Annotated in this window: 15 protein-coding genes; 6 read left to right on the top strand and 9 right to left on the bottom strand. The window is 63.1% G+C overall.

Translation table 11 applies throughout. The annotated features are described in order from the left end of the window. Both rep and ACZ5BO_RS00010 read left to right on the top strand, forming a co-directional pair. Positions 1–2010, top strand: coding sequence for a DNA helicase Rep (gene rep / locus ACZ5BO_RS00005; protein WP_025130843.1), 2010 nt, complete (start codon positions 1–3; stop codon positions 2008–2010). 212 nt (positions 2011–2222) lie between these two features. Then, positions 2223–2795, top strand: a complete 573-nt coding sequence (locus ACZ5BO_RS00010) for a xanthine phosphoribosyltransferase (RefSeq protein WP_011064203.1) — start codon at positions 2223–2225, stop codon at positions 2793–2795. 161 nt (positions 2796–2956) lie between these two features. Here the strand turns inward: ACZ5BO_RS00010 and ACZ5BO_RS00015 are convergent, their stop codons facing one another. The 6 genes from ACZ5BO_RS00015 to dadA all read right to left on the bottom strand — a co-directional run bounded on the left by ACZ5BO_RS00015 (position 2957) and on the right by dadA (position 9094). Further along, a complete protein-coding gene (locus ACZ5BO_RS00015; protein WP_464697600.1) occupies positions 2957–4888 on the bottom strand; it encodes an acetyl-CoA hydrolase/transferase C-terminal domain-containing protein in 1932 nt (643 codons plus the stop codon). Positions 4889–5024: 136 nt separating this feature from the next. Further along, positions 5025–5441, bottom strand: a complete 417-nt coding sequence (locus ACZ5BO_RS00020; RefSeq protein ID WP_029978637.1) for a c-type cytochrome — start codon at positions 5439–5441, stop codon at positions 5025–5027. Positions 5442–5623: 182 nt separating this feature from the next. Beyond that, on the bottom strand, positions 5624–6172 hold the full coding sequence (locus tag ACZ5BO_RS00025) for a cupin domain-containing protein (RefSeq protein WP_015637462.1): 549 nt from the start codon (positions 6170–6172) through the stop codon (positions 5624–5626). 131 nt (positions 6173–6303) lie between these two features. Beyond that, a complete protein-coding gene (gene alr / locus ACZ5BO_RS00030) occupies positions 6304–7377 on the bottom strand; it encodes an alanine racemase (protein ID WP_025130840.1) in 1074 nt (357 codons plus the stop codon). Between the two features lie 90 nt (positions 7378–7467). Continuing rightward, positions 7468–7821: a RidA family protein gene (locus ACZ5BO_RS00035; protein ID WP_025130839.1), complete on the bottom strand. Its 354-nt coding sequence runs from the start codon at positions 7819–7821 to the stop codon at positions 7468–7470. Then, positions 7793–9094 carry a D-amino acid dehydrogenase gene (gene dadA, locus ACZ5BO_RS00040; protein WP_025130838.1) on the bottom strand — a complete coding sequence of 434 codons (1302 nt, stop codon included), beginning with the start codon at positions 9092–9094 and terminating at the stop codon, positions 7793–7795. The genes ACZ5BO_RS00035 and dadA overlap by 29 nt, the downstream gene beginning before the upstream one ends. Before the next feature lie 157 nt (positions 9095–9251). Between dadA and ACZ5BO_RS00045 the strand changes: the two genes are divergently transcribed. After that, positions 9252–9740, top strand: coding sequence for an Lrp/AsnC ligand binding domain-containing protein (locus tag ACZ5BO_RS00045; RefSeq protein WP_011064210.1), 489 nt, complete (start codon positions 9252–9254; stop codon positions 9738–9740). 49 nt (positions 9741–9789) lie between these two features. Here ACZ5BO_RS00045 and ACZ5BO_RS00050 read toward each other — a convergent pair whose 3' ends face one another. After that, entirely contained in the window at positions 9790–10143 is a 354-nt protein-coding gene (locus ACZ5BO_RS00050) for a YkgJ family cysteine cluster protein (protein WP_464697601.1), read from the bottom strand. Between the two features lie 149 nt (positions 10144–10292). Between ACZ5BO_RS00050 and ACZ5BO_RS00055 the strand changes: the two genes are divergently transcribed. Then, positions 10293–11606, top strand: a complete 1314-nt coding sequence (locus ACZ5BO_RS00055) for an NAD(P)/FAD-dependent oxidoreductase (protein ID WP_464697602.1) — start codon at positions 10293–10295, stop codon at positions 11604–11606. A gap of 143 nt (positions 11607–11749) precedes the next feature. Here ACZ5BO_RS00055 and ACZ5BO_RS00060 read toward each other — a convergent pair whose 3' ends face one another. After that, on the bottom strand, positions 11750–11989 hold the full coding sequence (locus ACZ5BO_RS00060; protein ID WP_025130835.1) for a DUF1127 domain-containing protein: 240 nt from the start codon (positions 11987–11989) through the stop codon (positions 11750–11752). Between the two features lie 178 nt (positions 11990–12167). On the opposite strand from ACZ5BO_RS00060, the gene ACZ5BO_RS00065 reads away from it, so the two are divergent. Both ACZ5BO_RS00065 and ACZ5BO_RS00070 read left to right on the top strand, forming a co-directional pair. Beyond that, positions 12168–13592, top strand: coding sequence for an aminotransferase-like domain-containing protein (locus tag ACZ5BO_RS00065; protein WP_464697603.1), 1425 nt, complete (start codon positions 12168–12170; stop codon positions 13590–13592). 68 nt (positions 13593–13660) lie between these two features. Beyond that, complete coding sequence (locus tag ACZ5BO_RS00070) at positions 13661–15229, top strand: phospholipase D family protein (protein WP_464697604.1); 1569 nt, start codon at positions 13661–13663, stop codon at positions 15227–15229. A 15-nt stretch (positions 15230–15244) separates the two neighbouring features. Here ACZ5BO_RS00070 and ACZ5BO_RS00075 read toward each other — a convergent pair whose 3' ends face one another. Further along, complete coding sequence (locus tag ACZ5BO_RS00075; protein ID WP_025130832.1) at positions 15245–16393, bottom strand: MFS transporter; 1149 nt, start codon at positions 16391–16393, stop codon at positions 15245–15247. Positions 16394–16407: the final 14 nt, after the last annotated feature.

The raw sequence follows: 16407 nt of genomic DNA on the forward strand, positions 1-16407 counted from the left end.
ATGTCCCGACTCAATCCCCGGCAGCAAGAAGCCGTGAACTATGTCGGCGGCCCTCTTTTGGTGCTCGCCGGTGCAGGCTCCGGCAAGACCAGCGTGATCACCCGCAAGATCGCGCACCTGATCCAGAATTGCGGCATCCGCGCCCAGTACATTGTCGCCATGACCTTTACCAACAAGGCCGCGCGCGAGATGAAGGAGCGGGTCGGCACCCTGCTGCGCGGTGGCGAGGGACGCGGCCTGACCGTGTCGACCTTCCACAACCTGGGGCTGAACATCATCCGCAAGGAGCATGTACGGCTGGGCTACAAGCCGGGCTTCTCGATCTTCGACGAGACCGACGTCAAGTCGCTGATGACCGACATCATGCAGAAGGAATACTCGGGCGACGACGGCGTCGACGAGATCAAGAACATGATCGGCTCGTGGAAGAACGACCTGATCCTGCCCGCCGAAGCCCTGGAAAATGCGCGCAACCCCAAGGAACAGACTGCCGCCATCGTCTACACCCACTACCAGCGCACGCTCAAGGCGTTCAACGCGGTGGACTTCGACGACCTGATCCTGCTGCCGGTGAAGCTGTTCGAAGAACACGCCGACATTCTCGAGAAATGGCAGAACAAGGTCCGCTACCTGCTGGTGGACGAATACCAGGACACCAACGCCAGCCAGTACCTGCTGGTGAAAATGCTGATCGGCAAGCGCAACCAGTTCACCGTGGTGGGCGACGACGACCAGTCGATCTACGCCTGGCGCGGCGCGCGCCCGGAAAACCTGATGCTGCTCAAGGACGACTACCCGTCCCTGAAAGTGGTGATGCTGGAGCAGAACTACCGCTCCACCAGCCGCATCCTGCGTTGTGCCAACGTGCTCATCTCCAACAACCCCCACGAGTTCGAAAAACAGTTGTGGAGCGAGATGGGCCACGGCGACGAGATCCGCGTGATCCGCTGTCGCAACGAGGACGCCGAGGCCGAACGAGTGGCCATGGAGATCCTCAGCCTGCACCTGCGCACCGACCGCCCCTACAGCGACTTCGCCATTCTTTACCGGGGCAACTACCAGGCCAAGCTGATCGAATTGAAGCTGCAGCACCACCAGGTGCCCTATCGCCTGTCCGGCGGCAACAGCTTCTTCGGACGCCAGGAAGTAAAGGACCTGATGGCTTACTTCCGCCTGATTGTGAACCCGGACGACGACAACGCCTTCCTGCGGGTGATCAACGTGCCGCGCCGGGAAATCGGCTCCACGACCCTGGAAAAACTCGGCAACTACGCCACCGAACGCAAGATCTCGATGTACGCCGCCACCGATGAGATCGGTCTGGGCGAACATCTGGACAGCCGCTTCACCGACCGCCTGGCGCGCTTCAAGCGCTTCATGGATCGGGTCCGCGAGCAGTGCGCCGGCGAAGACCCGATCTCCGCCCTGCGCAGCATGGTCATGGACATCGACTACGAGAACTGGTTGCGCACCAACAGTTCCAGCGACAAGGCCGCGGACTACCGGATGGGCAACGTCTGGTTCCTGATCGAGGCCTTGAAGAACACCCTGGAAAAAGATGAAGACGGCGAGATGACCGTCGAGGACGCCATCGGCAAGCTGGTTCTGCGCGACATGCTGGAACGTCAGCAGGAAGAGGAAGACGGCGCCGAAGGCGTGCAGATGATGACCTTGCATGCCTCCAAGGGGCTGGAGTTTCCCTACGTGTTCATCATGGGCATGGAAGAGGAAATCCTCCCGCACCGCTCCAGTATCGAAGCCGATACCATCGAGGAAGAACGGCGCCTGGCCTACGTGGGCATTACCCGCGCACGTCAGACCCTGGCCTTTACCTTTGCGGCCAAGCGCAAGCAGTACGGTGAAATCATCGACTGCGCGCCGAGCCGCTTCCTCGATGAGCTGCCCCCGGACGACCTGGCCTGGGAAGGCAACGACGACACCCCGACCGAAGTCAAGGCCGTTCGCGGCAATAGCGCTTTGGCGGATATACGCGCGATGTTAAAGCGTTAAAATCGACTATTTTTTAAACGACCTTTGGCGCACCAGGCAGGCGCTGTGGAAACCGAACAAGCGAAGGTCAGACAAGGCCGGAACAGGCAAGAGCACGACGTTCAGGATGCTGGATAGGCATTCCCGAACCCGCACCCGAATCTGTTTCTAGCGCGCAATGACCCAACGCAGTGGTTTGCACCGTGCCACCGGCGCCAGATAGAGGAAGCAACATGGAAGCACTGCACAAGAAAATTCGCGAAGAAGGCATCGTGCTTTCCGATCAAGTCCTGAAAGTCGACGCCTTTCTGAACCATCAGATCGACCCGCAGCTGATGAAGCTGATCGGCGACGAATTCGCCACGCTGTTCAAGGACTCGGGCATCACCAAGATCGTCACCATTGAAGCCTCGGGCATCGCCCCGGCGATCATGACCGGTCTGAACCTGGGGGTGCCAGTGATCTTCGCCCGCAAGCACCAGTCCCTGACCCTGACCGAGAACCTGTTGTCGGCCACCGTGTACTCCTTCACCAAGCAAGTGGAAAGCACCGTGGCCATCTCCCCACGGCACCTGACCAGCAGCGACCGGGTGCTGATCATCGATGACTTCCTGGCCAATGGTAAGGCGTCCCAGGCGCTGATCTCGATCATCAAGCAGGCCGGCGCTACCGTCGCCGGCCTGGGCATCGTGATCGAGAAATCGTTCCAGGGCGGGCGCGCCGAACTGGACTCCCAGGGCTACCGCGTGGAATCCCTGGCCCGGGTCAAGTCCCTGGCCGGCGGCGTGGTCACCTTCATCGAGTAACCCTGCCCGCCAGGCCTGCGCAGCAACTGACTTGTGCGGGAGCTGCCCTGTGTAGGAGTTGCCCTGCGTAGGAGCTGGCTTGTGTAGGAGCTGGCTTGCCAGCGAAGACGCCCTCGAGAGCAGCGCAAGACTTGAAGGCCCATTCGCCGGCAAGCCGTCTCCTACGACACGGTGGGGGCCGTGGCCTGCAGACCAGCCAGCAGAAACCGCTGGTACAGGTCTTCACGCAGGCCTTCGGGCTTCTCCAGTTGCATGCGCTCAAGGTGCGCCGGAAATGCCTGCGGGTCCGGCGCGTCGAGTGCCGCCTTGCCCAATTCGAGGATTTCGCTGAGCTTGAACTTGCTCTTGAGCCAGTTCAGGGCCCGCAGCAGGTCGCGCTCCTGGGCACTGAAATCACTGCCCAGCGGGTACTCCGGGAACAGATGGCGATGACGCGCCTGAATGTTCTCCAGACGTTGCGGGCTGTTGTCGGCAAAACGCAGATCCAGACGAAAATCCTTCGCCAGCTTGCCGGCTTTCTGCGCCTGCTCCATCAGGCCCGGCTGGAAGCGTGAATCGCTGATATTGAGCAGCGCCTCGATCACTTTCGCATCCGACTTGCCTCGCAGGTCGGCAATACCGTACTCGGTGATGACGATGTCCCGCAGGTGGCGCGGGATGGTGCAGTGGCCATATTCCCAGACGATATTGGAACTGACCTCACCGCCGGACTCACGCCAGCTGCGCAGGATCAACACCGAACGTGCGTCCGCCAGGGCATGGCCCTGGGCGACGAAGTTGTACTGCCCGCCCACCCCGCTCAACACCCGCCCGCCCTGCAACTGGTCGGACACCGCAGCGCCCATCAGGGTCATGGTGAACGCACTGTTGATAAATCGCGCATCACGGCGTTGCAGGCGCTTGAGCGCTTCGTCGCCATACAGCTCGTTGATGTAGCTGATGGCGGTCATGTCGAATTCCGCCAGCCGACTCCGGGGCAGCTCTCGCAGGCGCTGGTAGAAGCTGCGCGGCCCGAGGAAGAAACCGCCGTGGATCGAGACTCCGCCAGCGGCCGAAGCCGCGTCCAGGGTTCCGGCATTGGCCTGCTGCTGCAGGTCCAGGGTCGGGTAGACCTTGCGCCGCACGATTCCGGCATCGGCCAGGGCCAGCAGGCCGTTGACGAACATCTCGCTGCAACCATAGAGCCCCTGGGCAAAGGGCTCGACACCCCCTTCGCGATCGATCAGTGGTTGCCAGTGATTCACCTGCAAGTCCGCCAGCAAGGCGCGATAGCCCTCGTTATCGGCCTGGCGCGCCAACAGCGCGGCCGTCAGTGCATCGCCCATCGAACCGATGCCGATCTGCAAGGTGCCGCCATCACGCACCAGGGTGCTGGCATGCAAGCCAATGCAATGGTCTTGCACCCCAACCGGCATGTTGGGCGTGGAAAACAACGTGCTGTGTTCTTCCTCATCGATCAGCAGGTCAAAGTCTGCAGCGGCGATCTCGGAGCTCCCCGGCATGTACGGCAGGTCACTGTGGACCTGGCCGAGGACCAGGATGGTTTCTCCCTGGGCGCGACGCTTGGCGATCATCGGCAGCATGTCCAGGGTGATGTCCGGGTTGCAGCTCAGGCTCAGGCGCTGCGGATGCTGGGGATCGCGCGCAACCATCTGCGCCACCAGGTTCAGGCCGGCGGCATTGATGTCCCGGGCCGCATGGCTGTAGTTGCTGCTGACGTAGTCCTGCTGCGCCGACGCGCTGTGCAAAAGGCTGCCGGGCTGCATGAAGAACTGCTCGACGCGGATGTTCGCCGGCAGGCTGTCGCGGTGCAGATCGGCGAGGTAATCCAGTTCGGGGTAGTCACCGAACACCCGCTCGACAAAGGGTTCGAGAAAGCGCCGCTGCAAGCCATCGCCCAGCGAAGGCCGGCCCAGGCTCAGGGCGGTGTAGATCGTCAGCTGGCGCTCGGGCAATTGAGCCACACGGCGATACAGGGCGTTGGCAAAGCGGTTGGGCTTGCCCAACCCCAGGGGCATGCCCATGTGAATGTGTGACGGCAAACGCGCGAGCACTTGGTCAACCGCATGCTCGATAGAACAGGATTGCAGCATCTGACCCTCCAGGGACCATCCATGAATTGAGGTTGGACCGAGCTTGCCGGGAGTTTGCTGCGTTGAACAGTATGGAGGCTGAATTACGCCCACAAAAAAGCCGCTCGTAAGCGGCTTTTTCGCTGAAGATGACGACTTATTTCAAGCCGGACATCTTCTGGATGGCGCCCTTGAGCTCATCGTCGGAGCAATCAGCGCAAGTGCCTTTAGGCGGCATCGCGTTGAGACCGGTGATGGCCTTGGCCAGAAGACCGTCGAGGCCGCCCTGGTGGTCGGCGCGCTCTTTCCAGGCCGCTGCATCACCAATCTTCGGTGCGCCCAACAGGCCAGTGCTGTGGCAAGCATTGCAGTGCTTGGCAATCACGTCATCCGGGGATTTCGCCCCGCCGCCACCGCCTGCAGTGGCAGCAACTTCCATTCCCTTGCACTCTTGCCCCTGGACGCACACCTGACCCACAGGCTCGAGGCGCTTGGCAATGTCATCATTAGTCGCAGCTTGAGCGCTGACTGCCCAAAGGGCCAATACGGTTGCTGGTGCGGCCAGCATTTTCATAATTAGGTTCACGCGTACACCCTCAATGGTGGCTAGTCACGCCTGCGGCCACGGTTTCGCAGGCGGGCGAAAGTATAACGGTTAGCCCGCCACACTGAAACAACCCCAAAGTCGAAGGGGTCTTATTCGCGGCGAAATGTCGCTGGGCAGCTCTCTGCAAGCCTTGCAGGACGCCTCTGGTTCTAGAAGTTCGCCGGAGTGGCTGCGCTGATTAGTCGCGCCGGAACATCGAACGGATTACGGAAACGGTGCGGCTTGGTACTCTCAAAGTAGTAGCTGTCACCGGCTTCGAGGACAAATGTTTCAAGTCCTACTACCAGTTCCAGACGACCTTCAAGCAAGATTCCGGTTTCCTCGCCGTCATGGGTGAGCATCTCTTCACCGGTGTCGGCACCTGGCGGGTAGATCTCGTTGAGGAAGGCAATGGCGCGACTCGGATGGGCCCGGCCCACCAGCTTCATGGTCACTGCACCATCGGAGATATCGATCAGTTCGTGGGCTTTGTAGACGATCTGAGAAGGTGTTTCCTGGAGGATTTCCTCGGAAAAGAACTCGACCATGGACATCGGAATGCCGCCCAGCACCTTGCGCAACGAGCTGATCGAGGGGCTGACACTGTTCTTTTCGATCATTGAAATGGTGCTATTGGTGACGCCCGCACGCTTGGCGAGTTCACGCTGGGAAAGACCTTTCAGTTTACGGATGGATTGCAGTCGTTCACCGACGTCCAATACGGCAGCCTCCTAGGCGGGAATCAGGCGTTATTGTAATTGAGCGTTATCATGGCGACAGCGTTCAGTATTTACAACACTTGGTCCCGATTCCCCCAGGGGAGGCGACTTTCGGTGCGACCCGCGTAATCTCAGCCTTCGCTGTACTGCAGGGGCACCCGGCGCAGGTTGCAGAACAGCTGGTACGGAATAGTCCCGGCGGCCAGCGCCACATCACTGGCGAGGATGTTCCTGCCCCACAACTCCACAGTCGAACCCAGGCCGGCCTGAGGCACGTCCGTCAGGTCGACGCACAGCATGTCCATTGACACCCGGCCCAGCAGGCGGCTGCGCTGGCCGGCCACCAGTACCGGCGTGCCGGTCGGTGCATGGCGCGGATAGCCGTCGGCATAGCCCATGGCAACCACGCCAATGCGCATCGGCCGGTCGGTAATGAACTTGGCGCCGTAGCCAACAGGCTCGCCGGCGGGCAGTTCACGCACACAGATCACCTTGGACTCCAGGGTCATGACCGGCTGCAGGCGCGCCGCCACGGAGTTGTTTTCTTCGAACGGCGTCGAGCCATAGAGCATGATGCCCGGGCGTACCCAATCGCTGGGAACGCTCGGCCAGCCCATGACCGCCGGCGAATTGCGCAGGCTGACTTCGGCGCCCAGGCCCTGCCGAGCGGCTTCGAATACCGCGACCTGTTCGCTGCTGCGCGGGCAATCCAGCTCGTCGGCGCGGGCGAAGTGACTCATCAGTACGATCTTCTCGACCTTGCCACTGGCCTGCAGGCGCTCATAGGCCGCGCGGTAATCCTTGGGATGCAGGCCAACCCGGTGCATGCCCGAGTCCAGCTTGAGCCAGACGGTCAGCGGCTTGGCAACGGCTGTCTGTTCAATGGCCTCGAGCTGCCACAGCGAATGCACCACGCACCAGAAATCATGCTCGACGATCAGCGCCAGTTCCGAGGCCTCGAAGAACCCCTCCAGCAACAGAATCGGCGCCCGGATACCGGCAGCACGCAGCTCCAGGGCTTCTTCGATACAGGCCACGGCAAAACCGTCGGCGCTGTCCTCCAGGGCCTGGGCGCAACGTACCGCGCCGTGACCGTAGGCATCGGCCTTGATCACGGCGAGCGCGCGAACGCCCGCGACTTCACGGGCCAGTTGGTAGTTGTGACGCAGGGCTTGGAGATCGATCAGGGCACGGGCAGGACGCATGGCGGCAGACTTCTAGGCGGTCATGGGGAATAAAAACCGGTGCTGGATGATGGCGGACCACCACCGGCACCGGGAGAGGGATCTTGTGGCTTAAGGCAGGGCAGCCACGACCGACAGCTCGACGAGGATTTCCGGCTCGCAGAGCTTGGCCTGCACCGTGGCCCGGGCTGGCGCCACGCCTTTGGGCAACCACTGGTCCCAGACACTGTTCATGCCTGCGAAATCGGCATCGATGTCCTTCAGGTAGATGGTCACCGACAGCAGCTTGCTCTTGTCGGTCCCGGCCAGGTCCAGCAGGCGCTCGATGCTGGCCAGGGTTTCCCGGGTCTGCTGCTCAATCCCGGCCTGCATGTCGTCACCGACCTGCCCGGCCAGGTAGACCGTGCCGCCGTGAACAACGATCTGGCTCATGCGCTCATTGGTGAGCTGGCGCTGGATTGACATGTTTAGCTGACTCCTGGTGGTTACCGTAACGGGAAATATCGAGGCCTTCGGCGCTGATCTGCGGCTTTTTCTTCGCCATCAGGTCAGCCAGCAAGCGACCGGAGCCGCAGGCCATGGTCCAGCCGAGGGTGCCATGGCCGGTGTTCAAGTACAGGTTGCGGAACGGCGTGGCACCGACAATCGGCGTGCCGTCCGGGGTGGTGGGACGCAGCCCGGTCCAGAAACTGGCCTGGGACAGGTCGCCGCCCTGAGGATAGAGATCGTTGACGATCATCTCCAGCGTTTCACGCCGGCGCGGGTTCAGCGAGAGGTCAAAACCGGCTATTTCAGCCATGCCGCCAACCCGGATGCGGTTGTCGAAACGGGTGATCGCAACCTTGTAGGTCTCATCCAAGATGGTCGAGGTCGGAGCCATCGCCGGGTTGGTGATCGGCACGGTCAGGGAGTAGCCCTTGAGCGGGTACACTGGCGCCTTGATCCCCAGCGGCTTGAGCAATTGCGGCGAGTAGCTGCCCAGGGCCAGCACGTAGCGGTCGGCGGTTTCCAGCTTGCCGTCAATCCACACGCCATTGATCCGGTCGCCGGCGAAATCGAGGCGCTGGATATCCTGACCGAAGCGGAATTCCACACCCAGCTTGGTGGCCATTTCCGCCAGGCGGCTGGTGAAGATCTGGCAATCACCGGTCTGGTCGTTGGGCAGGCGCAAGGCACCGGCCAGAATGTCGGTGACATTGGCCAGGGCCGGCTCGACCCGGGCAATGCCTTCGCGGTCCAGCAGCTCGAACGGTACCCCGGACTCCTTGAGCACGGCGATGTCTTTCGCCGCGCCATCCAACTGCGCCTGGGTCCGGAACAACTGGGTGGTGCCCAGGCTGCGACCCTCGTAGGCGATGCCGGTTTCGGCGCGCAGTTCGTCGAGGCAGTCACGGCTGTATTCGGACAGGCGCACCATGCGCTCTTTGTTCACTGCATAGCGGCTGGCGGTGCAGTTGCGCAGCATCTGCGCCATCCACAGGTATTGATCGATGTCGGCGGTGGCCTTGATCGCCAGTGGCGCGTGGCGTTGCAGCAGCCACTTGATGGCCTTGAGCGGCACGCCCGGGGCAGCCCAGGGCGAGGCATAGCCAGGGGACACCTGGCCGGCGTTGGCGAAGCTGGTTTCCATGGCTGCAGCCGGCTGGCGGTCCACCACTGTCACGTCAAACCCGGCCTGAGCCAGGTAGTAGGCACTGGTGGTTCCGATAACGCCACTGCCCAAGACCAGAACGCGCATTTTCATATCCCTCATCGCGGCTTGACCGCTGACGTTTGTTATTCAGAGCAAAGATGGGCGCAGTGTAAGAAACAATGGGCAGTGATTTTCACTATATAACCGCCTATATTTGGCGAGAATTCTCGGCAATATCGCTTTTCATGGAGGGGCATCCCCTATGCGTACCAACCATCAGACCCGTCGTGCCCTGGATAAGATAGATCGCAACATCCTGCGTATCCTGCAGGCCGACGGCCGTATCTCCTTCACCGAGCTGGGGGAACGGGTCGGCCTCTCCACCACGCCCTGCACCGAGCGTGTACGCCGCCTGGAGCGTGAAGGGATCATCATGGGCTACAACGCCCGGCTCAACCCGCAGCACCTCAAGGGCAGCTTGCTGGTGTTCGTCGAGATCAGCCTGGACTACAAGTCCGGCGACACCTTCGAGGAGTTCCGCCGCGCCGTGCTGAAGCTGCCGCATGTACTGGAGTGTCACCTGGTGTCCGGCGACTTCGACTACCTGGTCAAGGCACGGATCTCGGAGATGGCCTCCTATCGCAAGCTGCTGGGGGACATCCTGCTCAAGCTGCCTCACGTGCGGGAGTCCAAGAGCTACATCGTGATGGAAGAGGTGAAGGAGAGCCTCAGCCTGCCGATCCCGGACTGAGCCGCAGCGCGCGTCGAGGCCCGCCAGCCGCAGCCGGCAGTGGTCGCCCCTAGACCAGCACCTGGCGGGTGCTGGCCATGTATTCATGGATCTGCTTCTCGACCCGGGGATGAATCATCTCCACCGGGCGCCTGCCGTTGGGGCACGGCAGGCTCGGCGTGGTGCCGAACAGGCGACAGATCAGCGGCCGCTCGTCATACACCGTGCAGCCCTCGGGCCCGAGGTGCACACAGTTGAGCTCCTCCATGGCCGCGTCCTGCTCGGCAGCCGTCTTGCGCGGCAGGCGGGACATTTCCTCCGGCGAGGTGGTAACCGGCCCGCAGCAGTCGTGGCAGCCAGGAACACACTCGAAAGAGGGGATCTGCTGGCGCAGGCTACGGATTTTCTGACGGTTACAGCTCATGCCAACACTTACCGGGATCATGGAGAGCCGTGGATTCTGCCTCAAATGCCCCGCCGCAGACAGGGCCGACCGTCCTGCGGTTGCTCCGGCGGAAAGGCCCGGCTTATGCTCCGTCAATTTTTCCAGATGCCATGATCAGGACGCTTTCCATGCCCGCCAACCTTCAGCAACCCGCCTCCAGCGACTGGCACGCTGCCTCTTACTATGCTGCCAGCAGCCTGCCCCAGCCTGACTATCCGGTGCTGGCGGGGGACCTGTCGGCAGATGTCTGTGTGGTCGGCGGCGGGTTTTCCGGGCTCAACACCGCCCTGGAACTGGCCGAGCGCGGACTCAGCGTGATCCTGCTGGAAGCCCGCAAGATCGGCTGGGGCGCCAGCGGGCGCAACGGCGGGCAACTGATTCGCGGAGTCGGTCATGGCCTGGACCAGTTCGCCAAGGTGATTGGCACCGACGGCGTGCGCCAGATGAAGCTGATGGGACTGGAGGCGGTGGAAATCGTCCGCCAGCGCATCGAGCGCTTCCAGATCCCCTGTGACCTGACCTGGGGCTACTGCGACCTGGCCAACAAGCCCGCCGACCTCGAAGGCTTCGCCGAGGATGCCGAGGAACTGCGCAGCCTCGGCTATCGCCACGAGACCCACCTGTTACAGGCCAATGAAATGCACAGGGTAGTGGGCTCCAAGCGCTACGTGGGCGGCCTGATCGACATGGGCTCGGGCCATTTGCATCCGCTGAACCTGGCCCTGGGTGAAGCCCAGGCGGCGCAGCAGATGGGCGTTCAGCTGTTCGAGCACTCGGCGGTGACCCGCATCGACTACGGCCCTGAGGTCAAGGTCCACTGTGCCCGGGGCACGGTCCGCGCCAAGACCCTGGTCCTGGGCTGCAACGCCTACCTCAACGACCTCAACCCGGAACTGGGGGGCAAGGTCCTGCCGGCCGGCAGCTACATCATCGCCACCCAGCCCCTGAGCCAGAGCCAGGCCCAGGAACTGCTGCCACAGAACATGGCGGTCTGCGACCAGCGCGTGGCCCTGGACTACTACCGGCTCTCGGCCGACCGCCGCCTGCTGTTCGGCGGTGCCTGCCATTATTCGGGACGCGACCCCAAGGACATCGCCGCCTACATGGGGCCGAAGATGCTGGAGGTGTTCCCCCAGCTGGCTGGCGTGAAGATCGACTACCAATGGGGCGGCATGATCGGCATCGGCGCCAACCGGCTGCCGCAGATCGGCCGGCTCAAGGACCAGCCCAATGTGTATTACGCCCAGGCCTACTCCGGCCACGGCTTGAATGCCACGCACCTGGCGGGCAAGTTGCTGGGTGAAGCCATCAGCGGCCAGCAGGGCGGCGGTTTCGACCTATTCGCCAAGGTGCCTCACATCACCTTCCCCGGCGGCAAGCATCTGCGCTCACCGCTGTTGGCCCTGGGCATGCTCTGGCATCGCCTGAAGGAGCTGACCTGAGCCCTTTCCGCAGCCGCTGGCACAGGTGCGGACAAGCCCCCAAACACCCAAGACAGTTGCCCGTCTGCTCAGGCCCGCCGCCGCGGGCGATTGCAACCCGGGGATGGCTGTCGACCGTCATCCCCGGGCGTTGCGCAGCCGGCTCACAGGCGCCAGAAGGGCTTGAGGCCTTCGGCCCGCGCCTGCTCACGACTCAGGCCAACATCGCGCAGTTGCTCGGCGGTCAGCCCAAGCAACGCCTTGCGAGTGTGCAACCGATGCCAGTACAGCCCCCAGCGACCCAACCCGGTCGGCGCATTGCGCGGCAGGCTGGCTGCCTCTGCCTGCTGCGCCACCAGTTCCTGACTGCGTAACGACAGACGCACATCGCTCAAGCCGTTCATCTGCATTGCTCCTGTTTGCTGGGTTGCCATGAGCAAACATGATGCGCGGCCGACCAAAACCATTACAGACTCAATACAACGACATTACTTCCATACAGTTTTGCCAAAAAACCCGCTGAATCCTGTATTTTGGCCCCATCTGTACTGGTCCCTGCGACCACCACCACGAGCCAACACCATGACCCTCTATGTGAACCTCGCCGAACTCCTGGGCACCCGTATCGAACAAGGCTTCTACCGTCCGGGTGACAGGTTGCCCTCGGTACGCGCCCTGAGCGTCGAGCACGGGGTCAGCCTGAGCACCGTGCAGCAGGCTTACCGCCTGCTGGAAGACAATGGCCTGGCGATGCCCAAGCCCAAGTCCGGCTATTTCGTGCCGCCCAGCCGAGAGCTGCCGGCGCTGCCGGCGGTAGGCCGTCCGGCGCAACGTCCGGTGGAGATTTCACAATGGGACCAGGTGCTGGAGCTGATACGCGCCGTGCCGCGCAAGGACGTGGTGCAACTGGGCCGGGGCATGCCGGACATCACCACGACGACCCTGAAGCCGCTGCTGCGGGCCCTCGCCCGGCTCAGCCGGCGCCAGGACATGCCCGGGCTGTACTACGACAACATCTACGGCGTACTGGAACTGCGCCAGCAGGTGGCGCGCCTGATGCTCGACTCCGGCTGCCAGCTCAGCGCCAACGACCTGGTGATCACCACCGGCTGCCATGAGGCGCTGTCCACCAGCATTCGTGCCATCTGCGACCCCGGGGACATTGTCGCCGTGGACTCACCCAGCTTTCACGGGGCCATGCAGACCCTCAAGGGCCTGGGCATGAAAGCCCTGGAAATTCCCACCGATCCCATCACCGGCATCAGCCTGGAAGCCCTGGAGCTGGCCCTGGAGCAGTGGCCGATCAAGGCCATACAGTTGACCCCCAACTGCAACAATCCCCTGGGCTATATCATGCCGGAGCCGCGCAAGCGGGCGCTGCTGACCCTGGCCCAGCGCTTCGACGTGGCGATCATCGAGGACGACGTGTATGGCGAGCTGGCCTACACCTACCCACGCCCGCGGACCATCAAGTCCTTCGACGACGACGGCCGGGTGCTGCTGTGCAGTTCCTTCTCGAAGACCCTGGCCCCCGGCCTGCGCATCGGCTGGGTCGCCCCCGGGCGCTACCTGGAACGGGTGCTGCACATGAAGTACATCAGCACCGGCTCCACTGCGCCGCAGCCCCAGGTGGCCATCGCCGAATTCCTCAAGGGGGGCCACTTCGAGCCCCACCTGCGCAAGATGCGCAGCCAATACCAGCGCAATCGTGACCTGATGCTCGATTGGGTCAGCCGCTTCTTTCCCGCCGGCACCCGCGCCAGCCGGCCACAGGGCAGCTTCATGCTCTGGATCGAACTGCCCGAGGGTTTCGATGCTCTGAAGCTCAACCGGGAGCTGCTTGAGCAGGGGGTGCAGATCGCCGTGGGCAGCATCTTTTCCGCCTCGGGCAAGTACCGCAACTGCCTGCGGATGAATTACGCTGCCAAGCCCACTGCGCAGATCGAAGAGGCGGTGCGCAAAGTCGGCGCCGCGGCCATCAAGCTGCTCGGCGAAACCCAGGACTGACACCCCGAACCCTTGCCGGAAGCCAGCCGTCCCATGCCTATTCGTGCCGTGATGCGAGATGACCTGACTTGAGCCGTATAAGGGTGTTTACCTGGCTGGTGCTGCTGAACCTCGGGCTGGCCGGTTGCGCCACCCTGGAAGTGCCGTACCAACCCAGCCAGGCCCTGCCCGCCAGCGACTCGAGCTTTGCCCAGTCGATCAGGGCCCAGGCAGCGCCCTATCAGGGGCGCTCGGGCTTTCGCCTGCTGCCCAACAGCACCGAAGCCTTCATGGCCCGCGCCGAGCTGATCCGCAACGCGCAAAGCAGCCTCGACTTGCAGTACTACATCGTCCACGACGGCATCAGCACCCGGATGCTGGTGGACGAGCTGCTCAAGGCCGCCGACCGTGGGGTGCGCATCCGCATTCTGCTCGATGACACCACCAGCGACGGCCTGGAGCAGATCATCGCCACCCTGGCGGCCCACCCGCAGATTCAGATTCGCCTGTTCAACCCGCTGCACCTGGGCCGCAGCACCGGCCTGACCCGGGCCATGGGCCGGCTGTTCAACCTGTCCCAGCAGCATCGGCGGATGCACAACAAGCTGTGGCTGGCGGACAACAGCGTGGCCATCGTCGGCGGGCGCAACCTCGGCGACGAGTACTTCGATGCCGAGCCCAACCTGAACTTCACCGACATCGACCTGTTCAGCGTCGGCCCAGTGGCCGAGCAGCTCGGCCACAGTTTCGACCAGTACTGGAACAGCGCCCTGAGCCGGCCCATCGGCGAGTTCCTGTCCTTCGCGCCGTCAGCCAAGGACCTGAACAACACCCGCCAGCGCCTTGAAGAGTCGCTGCAAGACAGCCGCCGGCAGAACCAGGCCCTGTACCGCCAGTTGATGACCTACCAGACCCGACCACGCATGGAGATCTGGCGCAAGGAGCTGATCTGGGCCTGGAACCAGGCGCTGTGGGACGCCCCGGCCAAGGTCCTGTCCAAGGGTGACCCCGATCCGCACCTGCTGCTGACCACCCAACTGGCCCCGGAGCTGAGCGGGGTCAGCCAGGAACTGATCATGATCTCGGCCTACTTCGTCCCCGGCCAGCCCGGCCTGGTCTACCTCACCGGCCGCGCCGATGCCGGGGTTTCCGTCAGCCTGCTGACCAACGCCCTGGAGGCGACCGACGTGCCCGTGGTGCATGGCGGCTATGCCCCCTATCGCAGGGCGCTGCTGGAACACGGGGTGAAACTCTACGAACTGCGTCGCCAACCCGGCGAGCGCCGTGGCGGCAGTGGCCCGCACCTGTTCGGTGGCTCCCAGCACGGCTCCGACTCCAGCCTGCACAGCAAGGCCATGATTTTCGACCGGCAGAAGAGTTTTGTCGGCTCGTTCAATTTCGACCCGCGCTCGGTGCTCTGGAATACCGAAGTCGGGGTCCTGGTGGACAGTCCCGAACTGGCCGGCCACCTGCGCGCCCTGGCACAGCAAGGCATGGCTCCGGCCTTGAGCTATCAGGTGCAACTGGAGGACGGCCAGTTGGTCTGGGTCACCGAAGACCAGGGGCAGATCCACACCCTGCACCGCGAACCCGGTAGCTGGTGGCGCCGGATCAATGCATGGCTGAGCACCCGTATCGGCCTGGAACGCATGCTCTAAGCCACCACCAACGGGCTACAGCGGTTGTGCCTGGGCGTTGCCGAACGCGCCTTGGCGCAGCAGCAGGAGCAGCAGGCCAAACGCCCCGGCCGCCACCAGCAGCAACATCGCGTGGCCGCTCACCCACTGGCTGCCCGCCCCCGCCACCAGCGGTCCGATCAGGCAGCCAATGCCCCAGAGTTGCGCCACATGGGCATTGGCCCGGACCAGCGCATCATCACGATAGCGTTCGCCGATCAGGATCAACGACAAGGTAAACAGACCGCCTGCACTGGCGCCGAACAGCACCCACAACGGCCAGATCAGCACAGTGTCCAGCAACAGCGGGATGGCCAGGCTGGAGCACAGCAGGATCACCGCGCAGCCGGTGAACAATCCGCGCCGCGACACCCGGTCGGCCAAGGCGCCGATCGGCAACTGCAACAGGGCATCGCCCACCACTACGGTGCTGACCATCGCCAGAGCAATGTCCTCGGTGAACCCCTGGCTCAGGCAATAGACCGGCAGCAAGGTCAGGATCAGCGCCTCGAAGGTCGCGAACAGGGCCACCGCCCAGCCAATTGCCGGCAGCGCCTGGCAGAAGCGCCAGAGATCGATCAGGGTCACGCTGCAGGCCTCGGTGCTCGGTGCCCCGCTGCGCCCCAGAAGCAGCAGGGGCGAGACCACCAGCAAGGCCACCGAGACCCAGAAACCGTAGTCCTGCTGAGTGCCCAGGACTCCCAGTATCAGCGGCCCGGCCAGTTGGCTCAGGGCATAGCTGCTGCCATACAAGGCCACCAGACGGCCTCGCCATTGCTCGACCACCAGCTGATTGATCCAGCTTTCACCCAGAATGAAAATAATGGTCAGGACCACGCCCAGTATCAGGCGCAGCACCAGCCATATCGGGTAACTGGGCAGCAGCGCCAGCAAGCCGATGGAGATGGCCCCGCCCCACAGGCACAGGCGCATAAGGTTGGCGGTCCCGAAGCGCGCGGCCAGGCGGCTGGAGATTTTCGCCCCGAGCAATACGCCAATGGCCGGCATCGCCGCCACCACGCCGATGGCGAAAGGACCGTAGCCCCAGCTCTCCAGGCGAAAGGACACCAGGGGCATGGTCATGCCCAAGGCCAGGCCCACACTCAAGACCGCAGCCAGAACGGCGAAATAGGTCGCCCAACGCATTTCCACACTCCTGT

The sequence above is a fragment of the Pseudomonas sp. FFPRI_1 genome, from assembly GCF_055384485.1.